At 32.0% G+C, this 16,352-nt stretch carries 13 protein-coding genes; 6 read left to right on the top strand and 7 right to left on the bottom strand.

Going from position 1 to position 16,352, the window contains the following annotated elements; genetic code table 11:
• Positions 1-92: 92 nt before the first annotated feature.
• The 3 genes from rny to HUE53_RS14395 all read right to left on the bottom strand — a co-directional run bounded on the left by rny (position 93) and on the right by HUE53_RS14395 (position 2,306).
• Positions 93-1,655 carry a ribonuclease Y gene (rny, locus tag HUE53_RS02040; RefSeq protein WP_014165087.1) on the bottom strand — a complete coding sequence of 521 codons (1,563 nt, stop codon included), beginning with the start codon at positions 1,653-1,655 and terminating at the stop codon, positions 93-95.
• A 220-nt stretch (positions 1,656-1,875) separates the two neighbouring features.
• The gene (locus HUE53_RS02035; protein ID WP_014165088.1) at positions 1,876-2,163 is read right to left on the bottom strand and encodes a cell division protein ZapA; all 288 of its coding nucleotides are present in this window, start codon (positions 2,161-2,163) and stop codon (positions 1,876-1,878) included.
• Between the two features lie 8 nt (positions 2,164-2,171).
• Positions 2,172-2,306, bottom strand: a complete 135-nt coding sequence (locus HUE53_RS14395) for a hypothetical protein (protein ID WP_257790839.1) — start codon at positions 2,304-2,306, stop codon at positions 2,172-2,174.
• Positions 2,307-2,685: 379 nt separating this feature from the next.
• Here HUE53_RS14395 and HUE53_RS02025 point away from each other — a divergent pair, with 379 nt between their 5' ends.
• The 3 genes from HUE53_RS02025 to HUE53_RS02015 are packed head-to-tail and all read left to right on the top strand — an operon-like array spanning position 2,686 to position 7,571.
• A complete protein-coding gene (locus HUE53_RS02025) occupies positions 2,686-4,386 on the top strand; it encodes a M23 family metallopeptidase (RefSeq protein WP_077225927.1) in 1,701 nt (566 codons plus the stop codon).
• 60 nt (positions 4,387-4,446) lie between these two features.
• On the top strand, positions 4,447-6,846 hold the full coding sequence (locus HUE53_RS02020) for a carboxypeptidase-like regulatory domain-containing protein (RefSeq protein WP_192188832.1): 2,400 nt from the start codon (positions 4,447-4,449) through the stop codon (positions 6,844-6,846).
• 38 nt (positions 6,847-6,884) lie between these two features.
• A complete protein-coding gene (locus tag HUE53_RS02015; protein ID WP_065213166.1) occupies positions 6,885-7,571 on the top strand; it encodes a hypothetical protein in 687 nt (228 codons plus the stop codon).
• A 112-nt stretch (positions 7,572-7,683) separates the two neighbouring features.
• Here HUE53_RS02015 and HUE53_RS02010 read toward each other — a convergent pair whose 3' ends face one another.
• The 4 genes from HUE53_RS02010 to HUE53_RS01995 all read right to left on the bottom strand — a co-directional run bounded on the left by HUE53_RS02010 (position 7,684) and on the right by HUE53_RS01995 (position 12,906).
• The gene (locus tag HUE53_RS02010) at positions 7,684-9,513 is read right to left on the bottom strand and encodes an ABC transporter ATP-binding protein (RefSeq protein WP_014165091.1); all 1,830 of its coding nucleotides are present in this window, start codon (positions 9,511-9,513) and stop codon (positions 7,684-7,686) included.
• Positions 9,513-11,240, bottom strand: a complete 1,728-nt coding sequence (locus HUE53_RS02005; protein WP_077225929.1) for a phospho-sugar mutase — start codon at positions 11,238-11,240, stop codon at positions 9,513-9,515. Before HUE53_RS02005 ends, HUE53_RS02010 begins: the two co-directional genes overlap by 1 nt.
• A gap of 183 nt (positions 11,241-11,423) precedes the next feature.
• Positions 11,424-12,374 (bottom strand): glycosyltransferase family 2 protein, encoded by a 951-nt coding sequence (locus HUE53_RS02000; protein ID WP_014165093.1) that lies wholly within the window; start codon positions 12,372-12,374, stop codon positions 11,424-11,426.
• 1 nt (position 12,375) lies between these two features.
• Positions 12,376-12,906, bottom strand: a complete 531-nt coding sequence (locus tag HUE53_RS01995) for a DUF4199 domain-containing protein (protein WP_014165094.1) — start codon at positions 12,904-12,906, stop codon at positions 12,376-12,378.
• A 216-nt stretch (positions 12,907-13,122) separates the two neighbouring features.
• Here HUE53_RS01995 and HUE53_RS01990 point away from each other — a divergent pair, with 216 nt between their 5' ends.
• From HUE53_RS01990 to aspA, 3 genes are all read left to right on the top strand, one after another.
• Complete coding sequence (locus tag HUE53_RS01990; RefSeq protein ID WP_014165095.1) at positions 13,123-13,374, top strand: type B 50S ribosomal protein L31; 252 nt, start codon at positions 13,123-13,125, stop codon at positions 13,372-13,374.
• A gap of 279 nt (positions 13,375-13,653) precedes the next feature.
• Positions 13,654-14,826 (top strand): GlmU family protein, encoded by a 1,173-nt coding sequence (locus HUE53_RS01985; protein WP_014165096.1) that lies wholly within the window; start codon positions 13,654-13,656, stop codon positions 14,824-14,826.
• Between the two features lie 63 nt (positions 14,827-14,889).
• Positions 14,890-16,290: an aspartate ammonia-lyase gene (aspA, locus tag HUE53_RS01980; protein WP_014165097.1), complete on the top strand. Its 1,401-nt coding sequence runs from the start codon at positions 14,890-14,892 to the stop codon at positions 16,288-16,290.
• Positions 16,291-16,352: the final 62 nt, after the last annotated feature.

Raw genomic sequence — 16,352 nt, 5'->3', positions numbered from 1 at the left:
TTTTCGAAGAAAAAGGATTATGGTATAATTGGTAAAAAATCATCTATAAAAAAAATCACGCTAAAAGCGTGATTTTTTTTATAGATGATTTTTTACTTAGCTATATTAACAGCTCTGGTTTCGCGAATTACTGTGATTTTGACTTGACCAGGATATGTCATTTCAGTTTGAATTTTATGTGAGATCTCAAATGATAGTTTGGCTGCCATTTCATCAGTTACTTTTTCGCTTTCAACAATTACTCGTAATTCTCTTCCTGCTTGAATTGCGTATGCGCTTTTTACTCCGCCAAAACCGTAAGCAATGTCTTCTAAGTCTTTAAGGCGTTGTATGTAAGAGTCTAAAACTTGGCGTCTGGCTCCAGGTCTGGCTCCAGAAATAGCGTCGCACACCTGAATAATAGGAGCAATTAATGATTTCATTTCTATTTCGTCATGGTGAGCTCCAATGGCATTGCATACATCTTCTTTTTCACCATATTTTTCAGCCCATTGCATACCTAATAAAGCATGTGGTAAGTCGCTTTCTGTTTCAGGAACTTTTCCTATATCGTGTAAAAGACCAGCTCTTTTGGCCAATTTTACATTTAATCCCAATTCAGCGGCCATAATACCACAAAGTTTAGCAACTTCTCTTGAGTGTTGTAATAGGTTTTGACCGTATGAAGAACGGTATTTCATACGTCCGACTATTTTAATTAGTTCAGGGTGTAAGCCGTGAACACCTAGTTCGATTACGGTGCGTTTTCCTACTTCAATAATTTCTTCTTCTATTTGTTTGGTAGTTTTAGCAACTACTTCTTCTATTCTAGCTGGGTGTATACGTCCGTCTGTAACCAATTTATGGAGAGATAAACGAGCAATTTCCCTTCTTACAGGGTCAAAGCATGATAAGATGATGGCTTCGGGGGTGTCATCAACGATTATTTCAACTCCTGTAGCGGCTTCTATAGCGCGTATGTTACGACCTTCGCGACCAATAATTCTCCCTTTTACGTCGTCTGATTCAATATTGAATACAGATACGCAGTTTTCAACGGCTTCTTCTGTTCCTACGCGTTGAATGGTATTAATGATGATCTTTTTCGCTTCTTGTTGAGCGGTCATTTTAGCTTCTTCTATAGTCTCTTGAATATGAGCCATAGCATTTGTTTTAGCTTCTGCTTTTAAGCTTTCCATTAATTGGTTTTTAGCTTCTTCCGCAGATAGCCCCGAAATGGTTTCTAGCTGTTCTACTTGCGCTCGGTGCATTTTTTCGATTTCAGAAGTTTTCTTTTCTAAGTTTTCAGCTTTTGAATCGTATTCTTTTATTTTGTGTTCAATTTCTTCATTTAATTTTTTTGTTTTTGCAAGTTCATTAGAAACTTGAGATTCTTTGTCGCGGGTTCTTTTTTCTACTTCAGCAACTTTTCGGTCACGAGTTAAAATAACCTGTTCGTGTTCGGCCTTTAACTCGATGAATTTTTCCTTGGCTTGTAATATCTTATCTTTTTTGATGTTTTCAGCCTCCGTGTTAGCGTCTTTCAAGATAGAAGTAGCTTCTTTTTTTGCATTTTTAATCAAGGTAGATACATTGGTTTTTTCTAAGTATTTCGCAATACTAAAACCTGTTGCAACTCCAAGGATTCCAATAATAATTACTATTAAAATGTCCATAGTTTATGTTAAGTGTTATGTATAAAAAAACCTACATTAGAAAAATTGCATAAACTCTAAATATGCAAGTTTTGGGTTAACTCAATGTTCAAGCTTCCTACTAAAAGGCCTGCTATAGTATTGATGATTTGCCCTTTTTAAACGTTAGTGTTGAGTTTATCAAATGGGTACTAATGTAGGTAGTGTTTTTAAATCTAATTTTTTAAGAACGTATTTTTGTTTAGAGATATTGATCTAATAAATTGTTTAATCTTTTTAATTTTTCTGTCACTTGTTCATTTGAGTCATTTATTTCCTCATTTTTTTGTTCTACTTGAGTGGCAAATTGTAAGGCACACATTGCAAGTAAATCTTGCTTGTCTTTTACTGCATAATTTTGTTCAAACTGCCTTAGCATATAGTCAATTCTTTGAGAAGCCTTTAATAAGCTTTCTTTTTGAGTAGGATCTATCGTTAAAGGATAAAGCCTTTCTGCTATTGATATGTCTATTTTTAGTTTTTCACTCATTATGCTTTCTAATCCGAAAGTTGTGCTATACAATAATCAATTTCTTTGATTAATGAATTTATTTTGAGTTTCGTATCTCTTTTGAATTCGTCACTACCTAAAAGTGCGTTTGTCATTTTTACTGCGTCAAGTTCAGCCTTCATCTTTTTCAAGTCCTGACTTTGCTTTAGAATAATAGATTCTGAATACCTAAGTTTTAATCTTAGTTCTTGATTATCAAGTTTTAGGTTTTCCATTTTCTGGAAAAGTTCCTGAATCTTAACTTCAAGCGAATTAATTATTCCTTCTAGTCTGCCCATCGTAATAAAAATACATCACATCACTCTACAAATTTAAATTTTAAAATGTATTTTAACAATAAGATTGAAGAAAAAAAATGATAATTGTCAATTTTTTATTGTTAATCGTTTTAAAATGAAACTTTTAAAAATAAAAAAAGAGGCGTGAAATATTGTAAAAAGGAATCGTTATCTTAGCACAAAGATAAAAAGCCTTTAAGTTTACAGATGTAATTTTTGTGATATGATTAAAAAGTTTTGGTTTATTTTTTTGATAGTTCCTTTTATAGGGATTTGTCAGGATAGATATCCTAGAGATTATTTTGGTTCTCCTTTAGATATTGGTTTAAATATTGCGGGTTCTTTTGGAGAGCTTAGACCTAATCATTTTCATTCGGGAATAGATTTTAGAACACGACAAAAAGAAGGGTTTCCTGTATATGCAACAGCAGATGGCTTTGTTTCTCGGTTAAACGTTTCTACTTATGGATATGGTAAGTGTTTGTATATTGATCATCCTAATGGTTATACTACGGTCTATGCTCACTTGCAACGTTTTTCAGAAACAATTGATAGGTATGTTCGAGAAAAACAGTATGCTGATAAAACTTTTGTTTTAGAATTACGTCCAAAAGCGGATCTTTTGTCTGTAAAAAAGGGAGATTTGATAGGCTATACGGGGAATACCGGTGGGTCTAGTGGGCCGCATTTGCATTTTGAAATAAGAGACACAAAAACCGAGTTAGCTATGAACCCCTTTTTGTTTGGCTATGATGCTTTTATAAAAGATACAAAAGCCCCTTCTATAGACGGATTATATGCGTATGCTTTATCTAAAAACGCTGTAGTCAACAGTTCTTCACAATCTATAATGATTCCTCTAACATTACAAGTAGATGGAACCTATCTTGCCGCCCCTGTAAAAGCTAAAGATACAATAGGATTTGCAATAAATACTCATGATGTATCTGATTATAATTTTGGTAAAAATGGAATTTATAAATTGGATACATTTTTAAATGGAACACCTTATTTTGGATATCAATTTGATAGTTTTTCTTTTGATGAATCAAAACATATAAACTGTTTTATAGATTACTCAAGATATAAAAAAACGCATCAACGTTTTCAGAAACTCTTTATAGGTTACATATTTCCAGAAAGTATTATAAAATATAAAAAGAATAACGGACTATTAGCTGTAGAACCTAATTATAATTTAAACTACAAAATAGAAATTTATGATTTCCACGGCAATAAGAACACGATAATCATTCCAATTGAGTTTTCTAATGAAAATAGCTCAGTGATAAATAATAATCTTAAAACACCGTATTTTTTAAAATCACAAATAGAACAATTGTACTCAAAAGAGGGAATCTCGGTGTTTATTCCAGAACAAACTTTTTACGAAGATTTTTACATCAGATTTGATGTAAAGAACCAAGAATTATATTTACATGACGAGTCCGTGGCCATTAGTAAGTCTATGACTATTACGTTTGATGTGGCTCATTTACCTAAAGAAGCACGTGAAAAAATGTTTATTGCCAATTTAGATGGCGGTAGAATAGAGTATAATACCACTGTGAAAAAAGAAGATCAGTTTATAATTAAAGTAAAAAAATTAGGAAAATTTTTCATTGCTAAAGACACCGTAGCACCTAAAATTTATGCCCCTAATTTTAAAATAGGAGAAGATTTAACCTCAAAAGATTCGTTGAAAATTTTTATTTCCGATAACTTATCGGGAATTAAATCATATAATGCGTATCTAAATAATCAATGGATACTAATGGAGTACGAACCTAAGTTAAATAGATTGATCCATTATTTTTCTGATTCTAAATTTATAGATGGTAAAAATGATTTTAAGCTAGAAGTAATGGATAATTTAGGAAATACAACTACATTTGAATCCAATTTCTATAAAACAAAAGCATAAATTTTGAAAACTAAATTTTCTTTTTTATTACTTCTATTTTCATTTAGCTTGTTAGGACAAATGGCTAGAGTCAAAGGAATAGTGTTAGATGAAGATAATAATCCTGTAGAAGGAGTTAATGTATCATTTCAACAAAAAAATAGCAAAACGAATGAAAATGGGTTTTATCAACTAGCCATCCCTTCAAAAGTAAAATCCAACCTAAAGTTTACGCATTTATCTTTAAAAACGGCTGTTATTTCGTTAGAACTAAATCCTAATGAAGATTATGAATTTAATGTTGTGCTAAAAAGTACGATGGAACAACTTGGGGAAATTGTTATATCTAATAGTAACAAAAAAAGAGTCGAAGGAATTACGACATTATCACCTAAAGCCATTCGATTAATACCAGGAGCTAATTCAGGGGTGGAAAATATTTTAAAATCGTTACCAGGAGTTAACTCTAACAATGAATTAAGTACACAATATGCTGTAAGAGGAGGCAATTATGATGAAAATTTAGTATACGTAAATGAAATAGAAGTATATCGGCCTTTTTTAATTCGATCGGGTCAACAAGAAGGTTTAAGCTTTACCAATACAGATCTGATTCAACACGTTGATTTTTCATCAGGAGGATTTCAGGCTAAATATGGGGATAAATTGTCGTCTGTACTAGATATAACGTATAGAAAACCAACTAAATTTGGTGCCTCTCTTGAAGCCTCGTTTTTAGGAGGAAGTGTTTCTATGGATAATGTATCGAAAGATCAAAAATGGAATGCTGTTACAGGAATTCGTTATCGAGATAATAGTTTATTAGTAAAGAGTCAAGAAACTCAAACAAATTTCAAACCGCGATTTGCAGATTTACAAACATATATAACATTTACTCCTAATCTTAAATGGCAATTGGGTTTTTTAGGAAATGTATCACAAAATAAGTATGATTACAGACCTTTTTCTAGGCAAACTAATTTTGGATCACTACAAGAACCTCTGGCTTTATTAGTACAGTATGAGGGCGTTGAAAAAGACGCTTACACAACTACTTTTGGAGCTATAAAAGCACATTACAAGATAAATGATAATTCTAATTTAAAGTGGATTAATTCAATTTATCATACGATTGAACAAGAGTATTATGATATAATGGCAGAATATAAACTAGGGGAGATAAACTCTAATTTAGGGGATTCTAGTTTTGGTAATGTCGAATATGCTAGAGGAATAGGTTCTCAGTTTACACATGCTCGTAATGATTTAGATGCTTTAATTGTAAATACTGAACTAAAAGGGAATCATAAGATAAAAGAGAATCAAATAGACTGGGGATTTAAATACACGCATGAAAGTATACGAGATAGAATCAGAGAATGGGAAGTAATTGATTCTGCGGGTTTCTTATTAAACCCTCCTAAAATTTTCCCTAAAAAGGTTCAACCCTATACTCCCTATATAGGACCTTTAGTACCTTATACTAGTATTAGGGCTGTTAATTATACTAATATTAATCGTTTTTCTGCGTATTTTCAGTGGAATAAACGTTTAAAGTGGAGAGAATATGAATTGTTTATAAACGCAGGAGTAAGAACTCAAAGCTGGAAAGTTATAGATATACTTAAAAAAGGCAATAGCCAAATTACGTTTAGTCCAAGAGTACAATTTGCTATAAAACCGAACTGGCGAACAGATATGCTTTTTAGAATTTCAGGAGGTTGGTATCATCAACCGCCTTTTTATAGGGAGTTAAGAGATTCCTTAGGGGAAGTTAAACCTAATATCAAGGCGCAAGAATCTACTCATATAGTTTTAGGACACGATTTTAGTTTTAAAATGTGGAAGCGCCCATTTAAGTTGGTTACTGAATTGTACTATAAAGATATGAACAATGTAAATCCTTATACGATAGATAATGTAAGGATTCGTTATAAAGCTATTAATAATGCCGAAGCTTATGCTAAAGGAATAGATGTTAGAATGAATGGTGAATTTATTCCAGGGACTGAATCATGGTTAAGTTTTGGATATATGGATACACAAGAGTCAATTGAAGGAAAAGGATACATACCTCGACCTACCGATCAAAGATTAAAGTTCGGAGCTTTGTTTCAGGATTATGTTCCTAACATACCCGCTCTAAAAATGTATCTTAATTTAGTGTATAATACAGGTCTGCCAGGAGGATCACCTTCTTATGCAAATCCCTATGAATATCAATCAAGATTAAGAGATTATCGTAGAGCAGATATTGGTTTTTCATACGTCTTTACAGATAGAGCTAGAGCCAAAGAAAAAGATAATTGGTTAAGACACTTTAAAGAACTGGCTCTTGGAATGGAAATTTTTAATATGTTTGATAATCAGAACTCAATTACAAATACATGGGTGAGAGATGTCTATACTAAAAACCAATATGGAGTACCTAATTACTTAACAACTCGTGTATTTAGTATAAAATTAAATGTTAAGATATAAACTAAAAAATAGGTATATTTGGATCAAATAGAACTGCGATGAAAAAGAATATTTTATATTTTCTGCCTTTAATTATTTCATTAGGAAGTTGTAAAGAAGAACAAAAACCAAAAGTAAAATATGATAGACCTGTAAAACAGGTTGAAATAAAGAAAGATACAACTCGTTTATTAGTTGCAGATTTACCCATACAGTTTTCTAGTTCCAATGTTTTGATTTATCCAATGGGGGAACTCAGGGTAAGTGATCTGAAAAAAGGAAATTATGATGGGGACAAGATGGATATGAATGGGTTTAATGTGTCAAATGTTTTAGACGAAGAACTTACAGGATATTTGCAAAACGTTAAGTTTCAGGAAATAGGAAAAGATTCTTTACATATATTAACGGATAAATCTGTTTTAATTGAACGAATGACTTATCTTAAGTCCAGAAAGATTTTAGTATATGTCATGGCCGATAGTGATACGAATCAAGATGGTAAAGTAGATTCTTATGATGTGAAATCTTTGTATTTGAGCACTGATTTAGGGAATCAATTTACTAAGGTTTCAATTGATATGCAGGAATTGATCGATTGGAATTATGTAGAAGCAGTAAACAAAATCTTTTTTAGAACAATAGAAGATCGTAATAAAAATGGTGCTTTTGACAAAATGGATGGCTTGCATTATTTTTATGTTGATGTTAAAAAAGATTGGGTAGCCCAAGAGTTTAAAATATGATAAGATTTTCTTAATAAATGAGACTGTCCAAAAAGTCCGCAATCTTGACATTTCGACCAAAGGGAGAAATAACATAATGTTGATTTATTACTTCTTGGACAGCCTTATTATTTTACTCCAAACTTTGCATCATTACGAGCTTTGCGTACATACCCTCTTTTGCAAGTAATTCACTGTGCGTACCTTGTTCAACGATTTCTCCTTTTTGCATTACAATAATATTGTCTGCTTTTTGGATGGTTGAAAGGCGGTGTGCAATTACAATAGAAGTTCTGTTTTGCATCATATTTTCAAGAGCTACTTGTACCAGTTTTTCGCTTTCAGTATCAAGCGCAGAAGTAGCTTCATCAAGAATCATAATAGGAGGGTTTTTTAAGACTGCTCTTGCAATTGATAAGCGTTGTTTTTGGCCACCAGATAATTTTCCACCAGCATCGCCAATATTGGTCTCAATTCCGTTAGGTAAGTCTTTGACAAATTCATAAGCATTCGCAATTTTTAAGGCATTAATGATTTCTTCATCAGTAGCAGTAGGTTTGCCTATTAATAAATTGTTTTTTATGGAATCATTAAATAAAATCGAGTCTTGTGTAACAATTCCCATTAAGGATCTTAAAGATTGCATTGAAATATCCTTAATGTCGGTTCCGTCTATACTTATTGTTCCTTCATTTACATCGTAAAAACGAGTAAGCAAATTGGCAATTGTACTTTTTCCCGATCCTGATTGCCCTACTAGAGCAATGGTTTTACCTTTAGGAACTTCAATTGTAAAATTCTTTAAAACCTTTTCATCCTTATAACTAAAATTGATATTTTCAATTTTTATCGAATTTTTAAATTCTTTTTGATCTAGAGCATTAGGTTGATCTACTATGTGGCTTTCTTGTTCTAGTAAACTAAAAACTCTTTCAGCAGCAGCTAAACCACTTTTTACTTGATACGAAGCTTTTGAAATAGATTTGGCAGGTTGTAAAATAGTGTAAGCCAATGCTATATAACCAATGAAAGCTGTTCCTGCAAGACTTTTTTCAATTAAAACTAAATGACCTCCATACCATAAAAGAGTAGCAATGGTTACAATGCCAAAAAACTCACTCATAGGAGAGGAGAGGTTGTTCTTATTCGCTATGCTATTAGATAATTTTAATACACGATTGACAGAGTCATTAAATTTTTGGATAAAAATAGCTTCAGCATTAAATCCTTTCACAACCTTTAATCCTGATAAAGTTTCATCTAAAATAGAAATGAAAATGCCTTGCTCTTGTTGGGCTCTTTGCGATTTAGCTTTTAATGTTTTGCCAATTCTTGAAATGATAAAACCTGAAATAGGAATAAATATAAAAACAAATAAAGTTAGTTTTATACTAATGAATAACATGGCAATAATTGAAAAAAGTATTGTCATTGGTTCGCGAACAATAAGTTCTAAAATTTGAAAAAACGAATTTTGAACCTCACCCACATCGCCTAACATACGAGCCATTACGTCTCCTTTTCGAGTATCTGAATAATAAGATACAGGTAAGTTAATGATCTTGTGATAAAGTTTAATTCGGAGATCTCTAAGTACACCATTTCGTAATACCGTAACTTGTCTTGAGCCTAAATAGTTAAATAAGTTTTTTAATAAAGCTGTAATGATTACAATACTTATAACTACTAATAATGCGTTTTGCTTGCCGTATTCATCTGAAATTTCAGTCAGTTTATAATTAAAAGAATCAGATAAAAATTCTTTTAAGTTAGATATACCTGTATAAATGGGTTTTTTGCTAATTCTTGCGTTTTGTTTAAAAAGAACCTCAAGTGTAGGCATAATAGATACCATCAAGAGCGTACTGAATAGGGCATACAAGATGTTGAAAAGAACATTCCAAAGAATGTTCTTTTTATAGCTTAATGCGTATGGAATTATTTTTTTTAAATTATGATCCATTAGTTCAATTGCATATCGTTAATGATATTTTTTATTTTAGTGTTCAACTGTTTTTCTGCTTCTGGAACATCAGCTGTTGAATCAATAGTACAGTTTACACTGAAATAAAATTTAATTTTGGGTTCTGTTCCACTCGGACGTGCGCATATTTTACTACCATCTTCTAAGTAATAAATTAAAACATTTGATTTAGGAACATGAATATCAAATTCTTCACCATTCATAAAATCCTTACCTTTAGAAGTTAGGTAATCTTCTACACAAACTACCCGTTCATTATTGATTTCGTTCATTGGGTTTTCACGAAGATTTTTCATCATGGCTTCTATTTCAGCGGCTCCATCTATTCCTTTTTTTGTAATAGAAATAAGGTGTTCTTTATAAAAGCCAAAGTCTACATACAGTTCTTCTAATCTTTGATACAATGTTTTACCCGCTTCTTTTGCCTGTGCAGCAATCTCACAAATTAATAGAATTGCACCTACTGCATCTTTATCACGTACAGCATCGCCCACCATAAAACCAAAACTTTCTTCACCACCACCAATGAATTTTTGGTTCGGAAAATCTTTAATAAATTTAGCAATCCATTTAAATCCTGTTAGTCCTACTTTACATTCTACTCCATAAGCCTCTGCTAAATCAAGCATCATAGGAGTAGAAACAATAGTAGATCCAATAAATTCCGTACCTGTTAGTTTATTAGCTTTCTTCCACTGTTCTAACAAGAATGCAGTCATGAGTACCATAGTCTGATTTCCGTTTAAAAGAATCATTTCGTTTTGATTGTTTCGCACGGCAACTCCTAGACGGTCAGAGTCAGGATCGGTTCCAATAACAATATCGGCATTTATTTTATTAGCTAATTCTACGGCCAGAGTCAAAGCTTCTGGTTCTTCTGGATTCGGTGATTTTACAGTAGGAAAATTACCATCTGGGACAGCTTGTTCTTCTACGATATTTAGATCAGTATATCCAGCAGCGTTTAAAACGTTAGGGATTGCCTTTATAGAGGTACCGTGTAATGAAGTATAAACAATTTTTAAATCTTTTTTAGCTTCCGTTGTTGTGTTAAAACAGGCATTTTCAAGTGTGCTTTTTAGAAAAGCATCATCTATTTCCTTATCTATATATTCAATAAGGGTTTCGTTTGATTTAAAGTTGATATCAGCATACTCTAGAGCCTCAATAGCTTGAATAATCTCTTTGTCTTGTGGGGGTACAATCTGACCTCCGTCTTGCCAATACACTTTATAACCGTTGTATTCGGGAGGATTGTGTGATGCGGTTAGTACAATGCCCACATGGCAAGCCAAATGTCTAACCGTAAATGATAATTCAGGTGTGGGTCTTAATTCAGAAAATAAAAACACCTTAATTCCATTAGCTGAAAAAACATCGGCAACAACTTTCGCTAATGTGTTACTATTAGTGCGACAGTCATAAGCAATTGCTACTTTTATTTCTTCGTTTGGAAAACATTTTTTTAAATAATTAGACAAACCTTGCGTATTTTTACCCAGAGTATATTTGTTAATTCGATTGGTTCCCACTCCCATGATGCCGCGCATACCACCCGTGCCAAATTCTAAATTTTTATAAAAACTATCTTCTAATTCTTTAGGTGATGAGGTCATCATCTCCTTAATGATTTCTTGGGTTTCGCTATCAAAAATGGGGGTTAACCAAATGTTTGCTTTTTCTAAAATTGCCTGTTCAATGTGCATAATTCTGTTATTTTTAGTCAATTTTTTTGTTATTGTAGACTTAAATTATTTTTTATCTCCTAAACAGATGAGAGAAGCTTGGTTCTATCAAAAAAAATGTTGGCTCAGTTTGAGTTAATTTTTTATTTCAATAGTTAAAAAAAAATGAGTCTGTTTTTATTACGGGTATTATAATCTTGAATTTTATATTGTTTCTTGAATTTTATATCGTTCTTCATTGTTTTTGGTTCGAAGAATTATTTCGCCTAAAAAGCCTGCTAAAAATAATTGAGTACCTATAATCATTGTGGTTAGAGCTATGTAAAACCATGGGTTATTGGTGATTAAAATTGTTTCCTGATGTGTATAAAGTTTCCAAAGTTTAATAGCACCTATATAACCTGCAGATAAAAAACCAATCACAAACATCACAGTACCCAATAATCCAAATAAATGCATCGGTCTTTTTCCAAATTTGCCTAAAAACCAAATGGTAATGAGGTCTAAAAAGCCATTTACAAAACGATCAATACCAAATTTAGATTCACCGTATTTTCGAGCTTGATGTAGAACTACCTTTTCACCAATTCTTTTAAAGCCTGCATTTTTAGCTAATACAGGGATATAGCGGTGCATTTCCCCAAAAACCTCTATGTTTTTTATTACCGTGTTTTTATACGCCTTTAAACCACAGTTAAAGTCGTTGAGTTGCACGCCTGAAGTTTTTCTAGCAGCTGCATTAAAAAGTTTAGAAGGGAGATTTTTTGTTAAAGTATTATCATAACGTTTCTTCTTCCAGCCTGAAACTAAATCAAAATTTTCTTTAATAATCATTTGATAGAGTTCTGGAATTTCATCAGGACTGTCTTGTAAATCAGCATCCATAGTAATGACTACGTGACCTTCTGCCTTAGCAAAACCAGCATGTAAAGCCTGACTTTTTCCATAATTGCGCAAAAAACGAATTCCTTTTAAGTTTTCGTTTTTTGATGCTAATTGTTGTATCACTTGCCAAGAATCATCGGTACTTCCGTCGTCAATAAACAGGACTTCGTATGAATACTGATTCTGAATCATAACACGTTCAATCCATGAAGATAATTCCGGTAATGATTCTTGTTCGTTTAATAAGGGTATTATAATTGATATATCCACTCTATAGTTGATTTGACGATTTTGTTTTGAAAAATGCAGACAAAATTAAGCCAAAAATTGCACTTATTAAAATTGTAAAAATAGTTCCTTTAAAAAAGTTTCCTATTGAGAACTGATCTTGCGTTTCAAGTTGTTTAATAGATTCTTTAATAACCGATCTTGGTGTTCCAAATTTTTGAAGCATAGTACCGGTTTCTTTAATTATAATTTCCTTTACACTTTCTTTTAAGGAAGGATCTACAATATTAAATAAAATTAGTTCAAAAAGAGATCCCATAAGTATTCCAATGGTAGTAGCAATAAAATAAGTCGTAAAAGTTTCTTTAAAAGTAATCCCTGTTTCAAAATCTTTTTGAGTCTTTCTTAATAATAGAAGGATGACAATAAGATAAAGTCCATACTTAATAAAAGTAATCCATCCCGAAGTAAATAATTCAATATTGATAAGGTAGATGAAAAGCGTAGTCAATATTGAAATGAGTCCTATGACCAATCCATATTGAACCCCGTTTTTTTTGATAATCTCGTTCATAATTTAATGTTCTGATTTTAGTTTAACAAATATAAGTATTTTGATAGTAAGTAGTTTTAAAACTAAAAATGTTACATAATAATTTGTATATTAAAAAAATATATTAAATTTGCAGCCTGAATTAAAAGTATTATACAATAAAAGCTGTTGTAAATCAATACCTTTTAGTGATAAAAGCATCAAGATTGAATGCAGCAAAACATAAACAGATTTATTATGAAAAAAGGAATCCACCCAGAAAATTACAGATTAGTAGCTTTCAAAGATATGTCAAACGATGATGTATTTATTACTAAATCTACAGTTGAAACAAAAGAAACAATTACACATGAAGGTGTAGAATATCCAGTATTCAAAATGGAGATTTCTCGTTCTTCTCACCCTTTTTACACTGGTAAATCTAAATTGGTTGATACAGCAGGACGTATTGATAAATTCAAAACGAAATACGCTAAATTCAATAAATAATATTGGGTTTGATATAGTTAATAGAAGCATCACGAAAGTGGTGCTTTTTTATTTTTAACATTTTTTTGAAATTTATGAAAAATTGCTAATTTAAAAATGGAATTTGCTTATTTTTGAAATATTAAAAGAAGGTGTTCTAAAAGCAAAAAACAATATTTACTTTGTTATTCAGACGGTAGGAGGATTCTTATACTTAATAGTATATGATCTATTCTTTTGGTATATAAAGGGCAATATTGTCAGTTTTTTAGACATCTTTATATAAAATTATAAAAATATATGAACTACATACTTTTTGATGGAAATGTACGCAATGCTTTGCTTCCATTTACTTTTACCCGTCCCGTAGCAGATATTCGAGTAGGGATTTTAACTATTCGTGAAAAATGGGAAAAATTTTTAGGATATACCACCACAACTATTACCGAGGAATACTTGTCAGAAAAATATCCTATGGTAGAAATGGAAGAAAATATCATGATTAACGCTTCTTTTTTACCTAATGATGTATTGGTGGAAATGATCAAGTCTTTAGAAGAAAATCAAGCGGTTTTTTATAAAGAGGAAGTAGTCGCTTTTTATAGTAAAGAAAATCAAGAAGTAGATTTTGATGCATTTGAAATAATAGAATGCACAGTGGATTGTATTACAATCGAACATACATGGGATATTTTTGCTAAAAACGATATAGCGCTTCGTGAAGATTTTGAATTGATTACAGAAGGAAGAACCTCACAACCAATTCCTAAATCGGTGAATGTAATTGCTCCTGAAAATATTTTTATAGAAGAAGGTGCCAAGCTAGAATTTGTAACCTTAAATGCTTCTACAGGGCCAATTTATATCGGTAAAAATTCAGAAATAATGGAAGGATCGGTTATCCGTGGTCCTTTTGCCTTATGTGAAGAAGCACAAGTAAAATTAGCAACCAAAATTTATGGAGCTACTACGGTTGGTCCTCACAGTAGAGTAGGAGGAGAAATTAATAATTCAGTTCTATTTGCTTATTCTAATAAAGGACACGATGGTTTCTTAGGAAATTCAGTATTAGGAGAATGGTGTAATATAGGAGCAGATAGTAATAACTCTAATTTGAAAAATAATTATGAAGAAGTAAAACTCTGGAGTTATGAAACAGAAACTTTCGCCCGTACAGGACTTCAGTTTTGTGGTTTAATGATGGGAGATCATAGTAAATGTGGAATTAATACTATGTTTAATACAGGTACCGTTGTAGGTGTTTCTGCTAATATTTTTGGTGCTGGATTTCCTCGTAATTTTGTACCTAGTTTTTCTTGGGGAGGCGCTTCTGGGTTCACCACTTATCTTACCGAAAAAGCCTTTCAAACTGCTAAAATTGTGATGTCAAGACGTAATATTGAATTTTCAGAACAAGATGTTGAAATTTTAGAACACGTTTTCGAAGAAACTAAAAAATATAGAAAAGAATAACCAAAAAATAAATTAAAATAAGAAACCGCGAGTGTAAATTCGTGGTTTTTTAGCTTTCAAAAAATGTATAGAATAGAAAATGATTTATTAGGCGATTTACAAGTTCCTGTAAATGCCTATTACGGAGTGCAAACACAACGCGCCATCGAAAATTTTAATATTTCAGGAGTACGATTGTATCAATTTCCCGAATTTATAAAAGGACTTGCCTATGTAAAATGGGCTGCAGCCGAAACAAATTTTGACTTAGGGTTACTAGAAGAACCAATAAAAAATGCTATTGTACAGGCCTCCAAAGAAGTGATTGAAGGAAAGTTTGATCGCGAATTTCCAGTAGATATGATTCAAGGAGGAGCAGGAACTTCAACAAACATGAATATTAACGAAGTTTTAGCCAATAGAGCTCTAGAAATCATGGGATATGAAAAAGGGCAGTATCAATTTTGCTCACCTAATGACCATGTAAACTTATCGCAATCTACAAATGATGCGTATCCAACCGCTATAAAAATTGGAGCTATACGCTCTAATATGAATCTAATTTCGCATTTAAAACAATTAATAACATCTTTTAGAAAAAAAGGAGAAGAGTTTAAACATGTTTTAAAAATGGGACGCACCCAGTTACAAGATGCAGTTCCAATGACTTTAGGGCAAGAATTTGAAGCTTTTGCAGCTACTTTAGAAGAAGAAATAGATCGACTAACACAAAACTCAAATCTTTTTTTAGAAATTAATATGGGAGCAACCGCCATTGGTACAGGGCTAAATGCACCCATAGGATATGCTCAGTTATGTGCGGAAAAATTAGCGACAATTACAGGTTTAGCTATAGTATCAGCTCCAAACTTAATTGAAGCAACACCAGATACAGGATCCTACGTAATTTATTCTTCCGCTTTAAAACGTATGGCAATCAAAATGTCAAAAATATGTAACGATCTACGATTGTTGTCATCGGGACCTCGTTGTGGACTAAACGAAATCAATTTGCCTCCCATGCAGCCAGGTTCTTCTATCATGCCCGGGAAAGTAAATCCTGTTATTCCAGAAGTAATGAATCAGGTTTGTTTTCGCGTTATAGGAAATGATTTAACCGTTACTATGGCAGCTGAAGCAGGACAATTACAACTAAACGTAATGGAGCCAGTACTCATTTATGCTATTCTTGAATCCATGCAATTAATGAGTCAAGCCATGGATACCCTAAGAGAAAAATGTATTAATGGTATTACCGCCAATGAAGAACATTGCCGTGAAATGGTATTACATAGTATAGGTATTGTAACCGCTTTAAATCCCTATATAGGTTACAAGAACAGTACTAAAATAGCTAAAGAAGCACTAGAAACAGGCAAAAGTGTATACAATTTGGTCCTAGAACATAATATCCTTTCGAAAGAGCAGCTAGACGATATTTTAAATCCAGAAAATATGTTAGCCCCAAAAAACTTTCATAAATAAAAAAAATACCGATTTTATAAAAAAGAAGTAAATATAAAATTACTGTTTAAAGCGATTTTTTA

Origin of the sequence: Flavobacterium columnare (assembly GCF_014844295.1) — a bacterium.
Classification (GTDB): Bacteria; Bacteroidota; Bacteroidia; order Flavobacteriales; family Flavobacteriaceae; genus Flavobacterium; species Flavobacterium columnare.
This window is presented reverse-complemented; position numbering and strand designations above follow the sequence as displayed.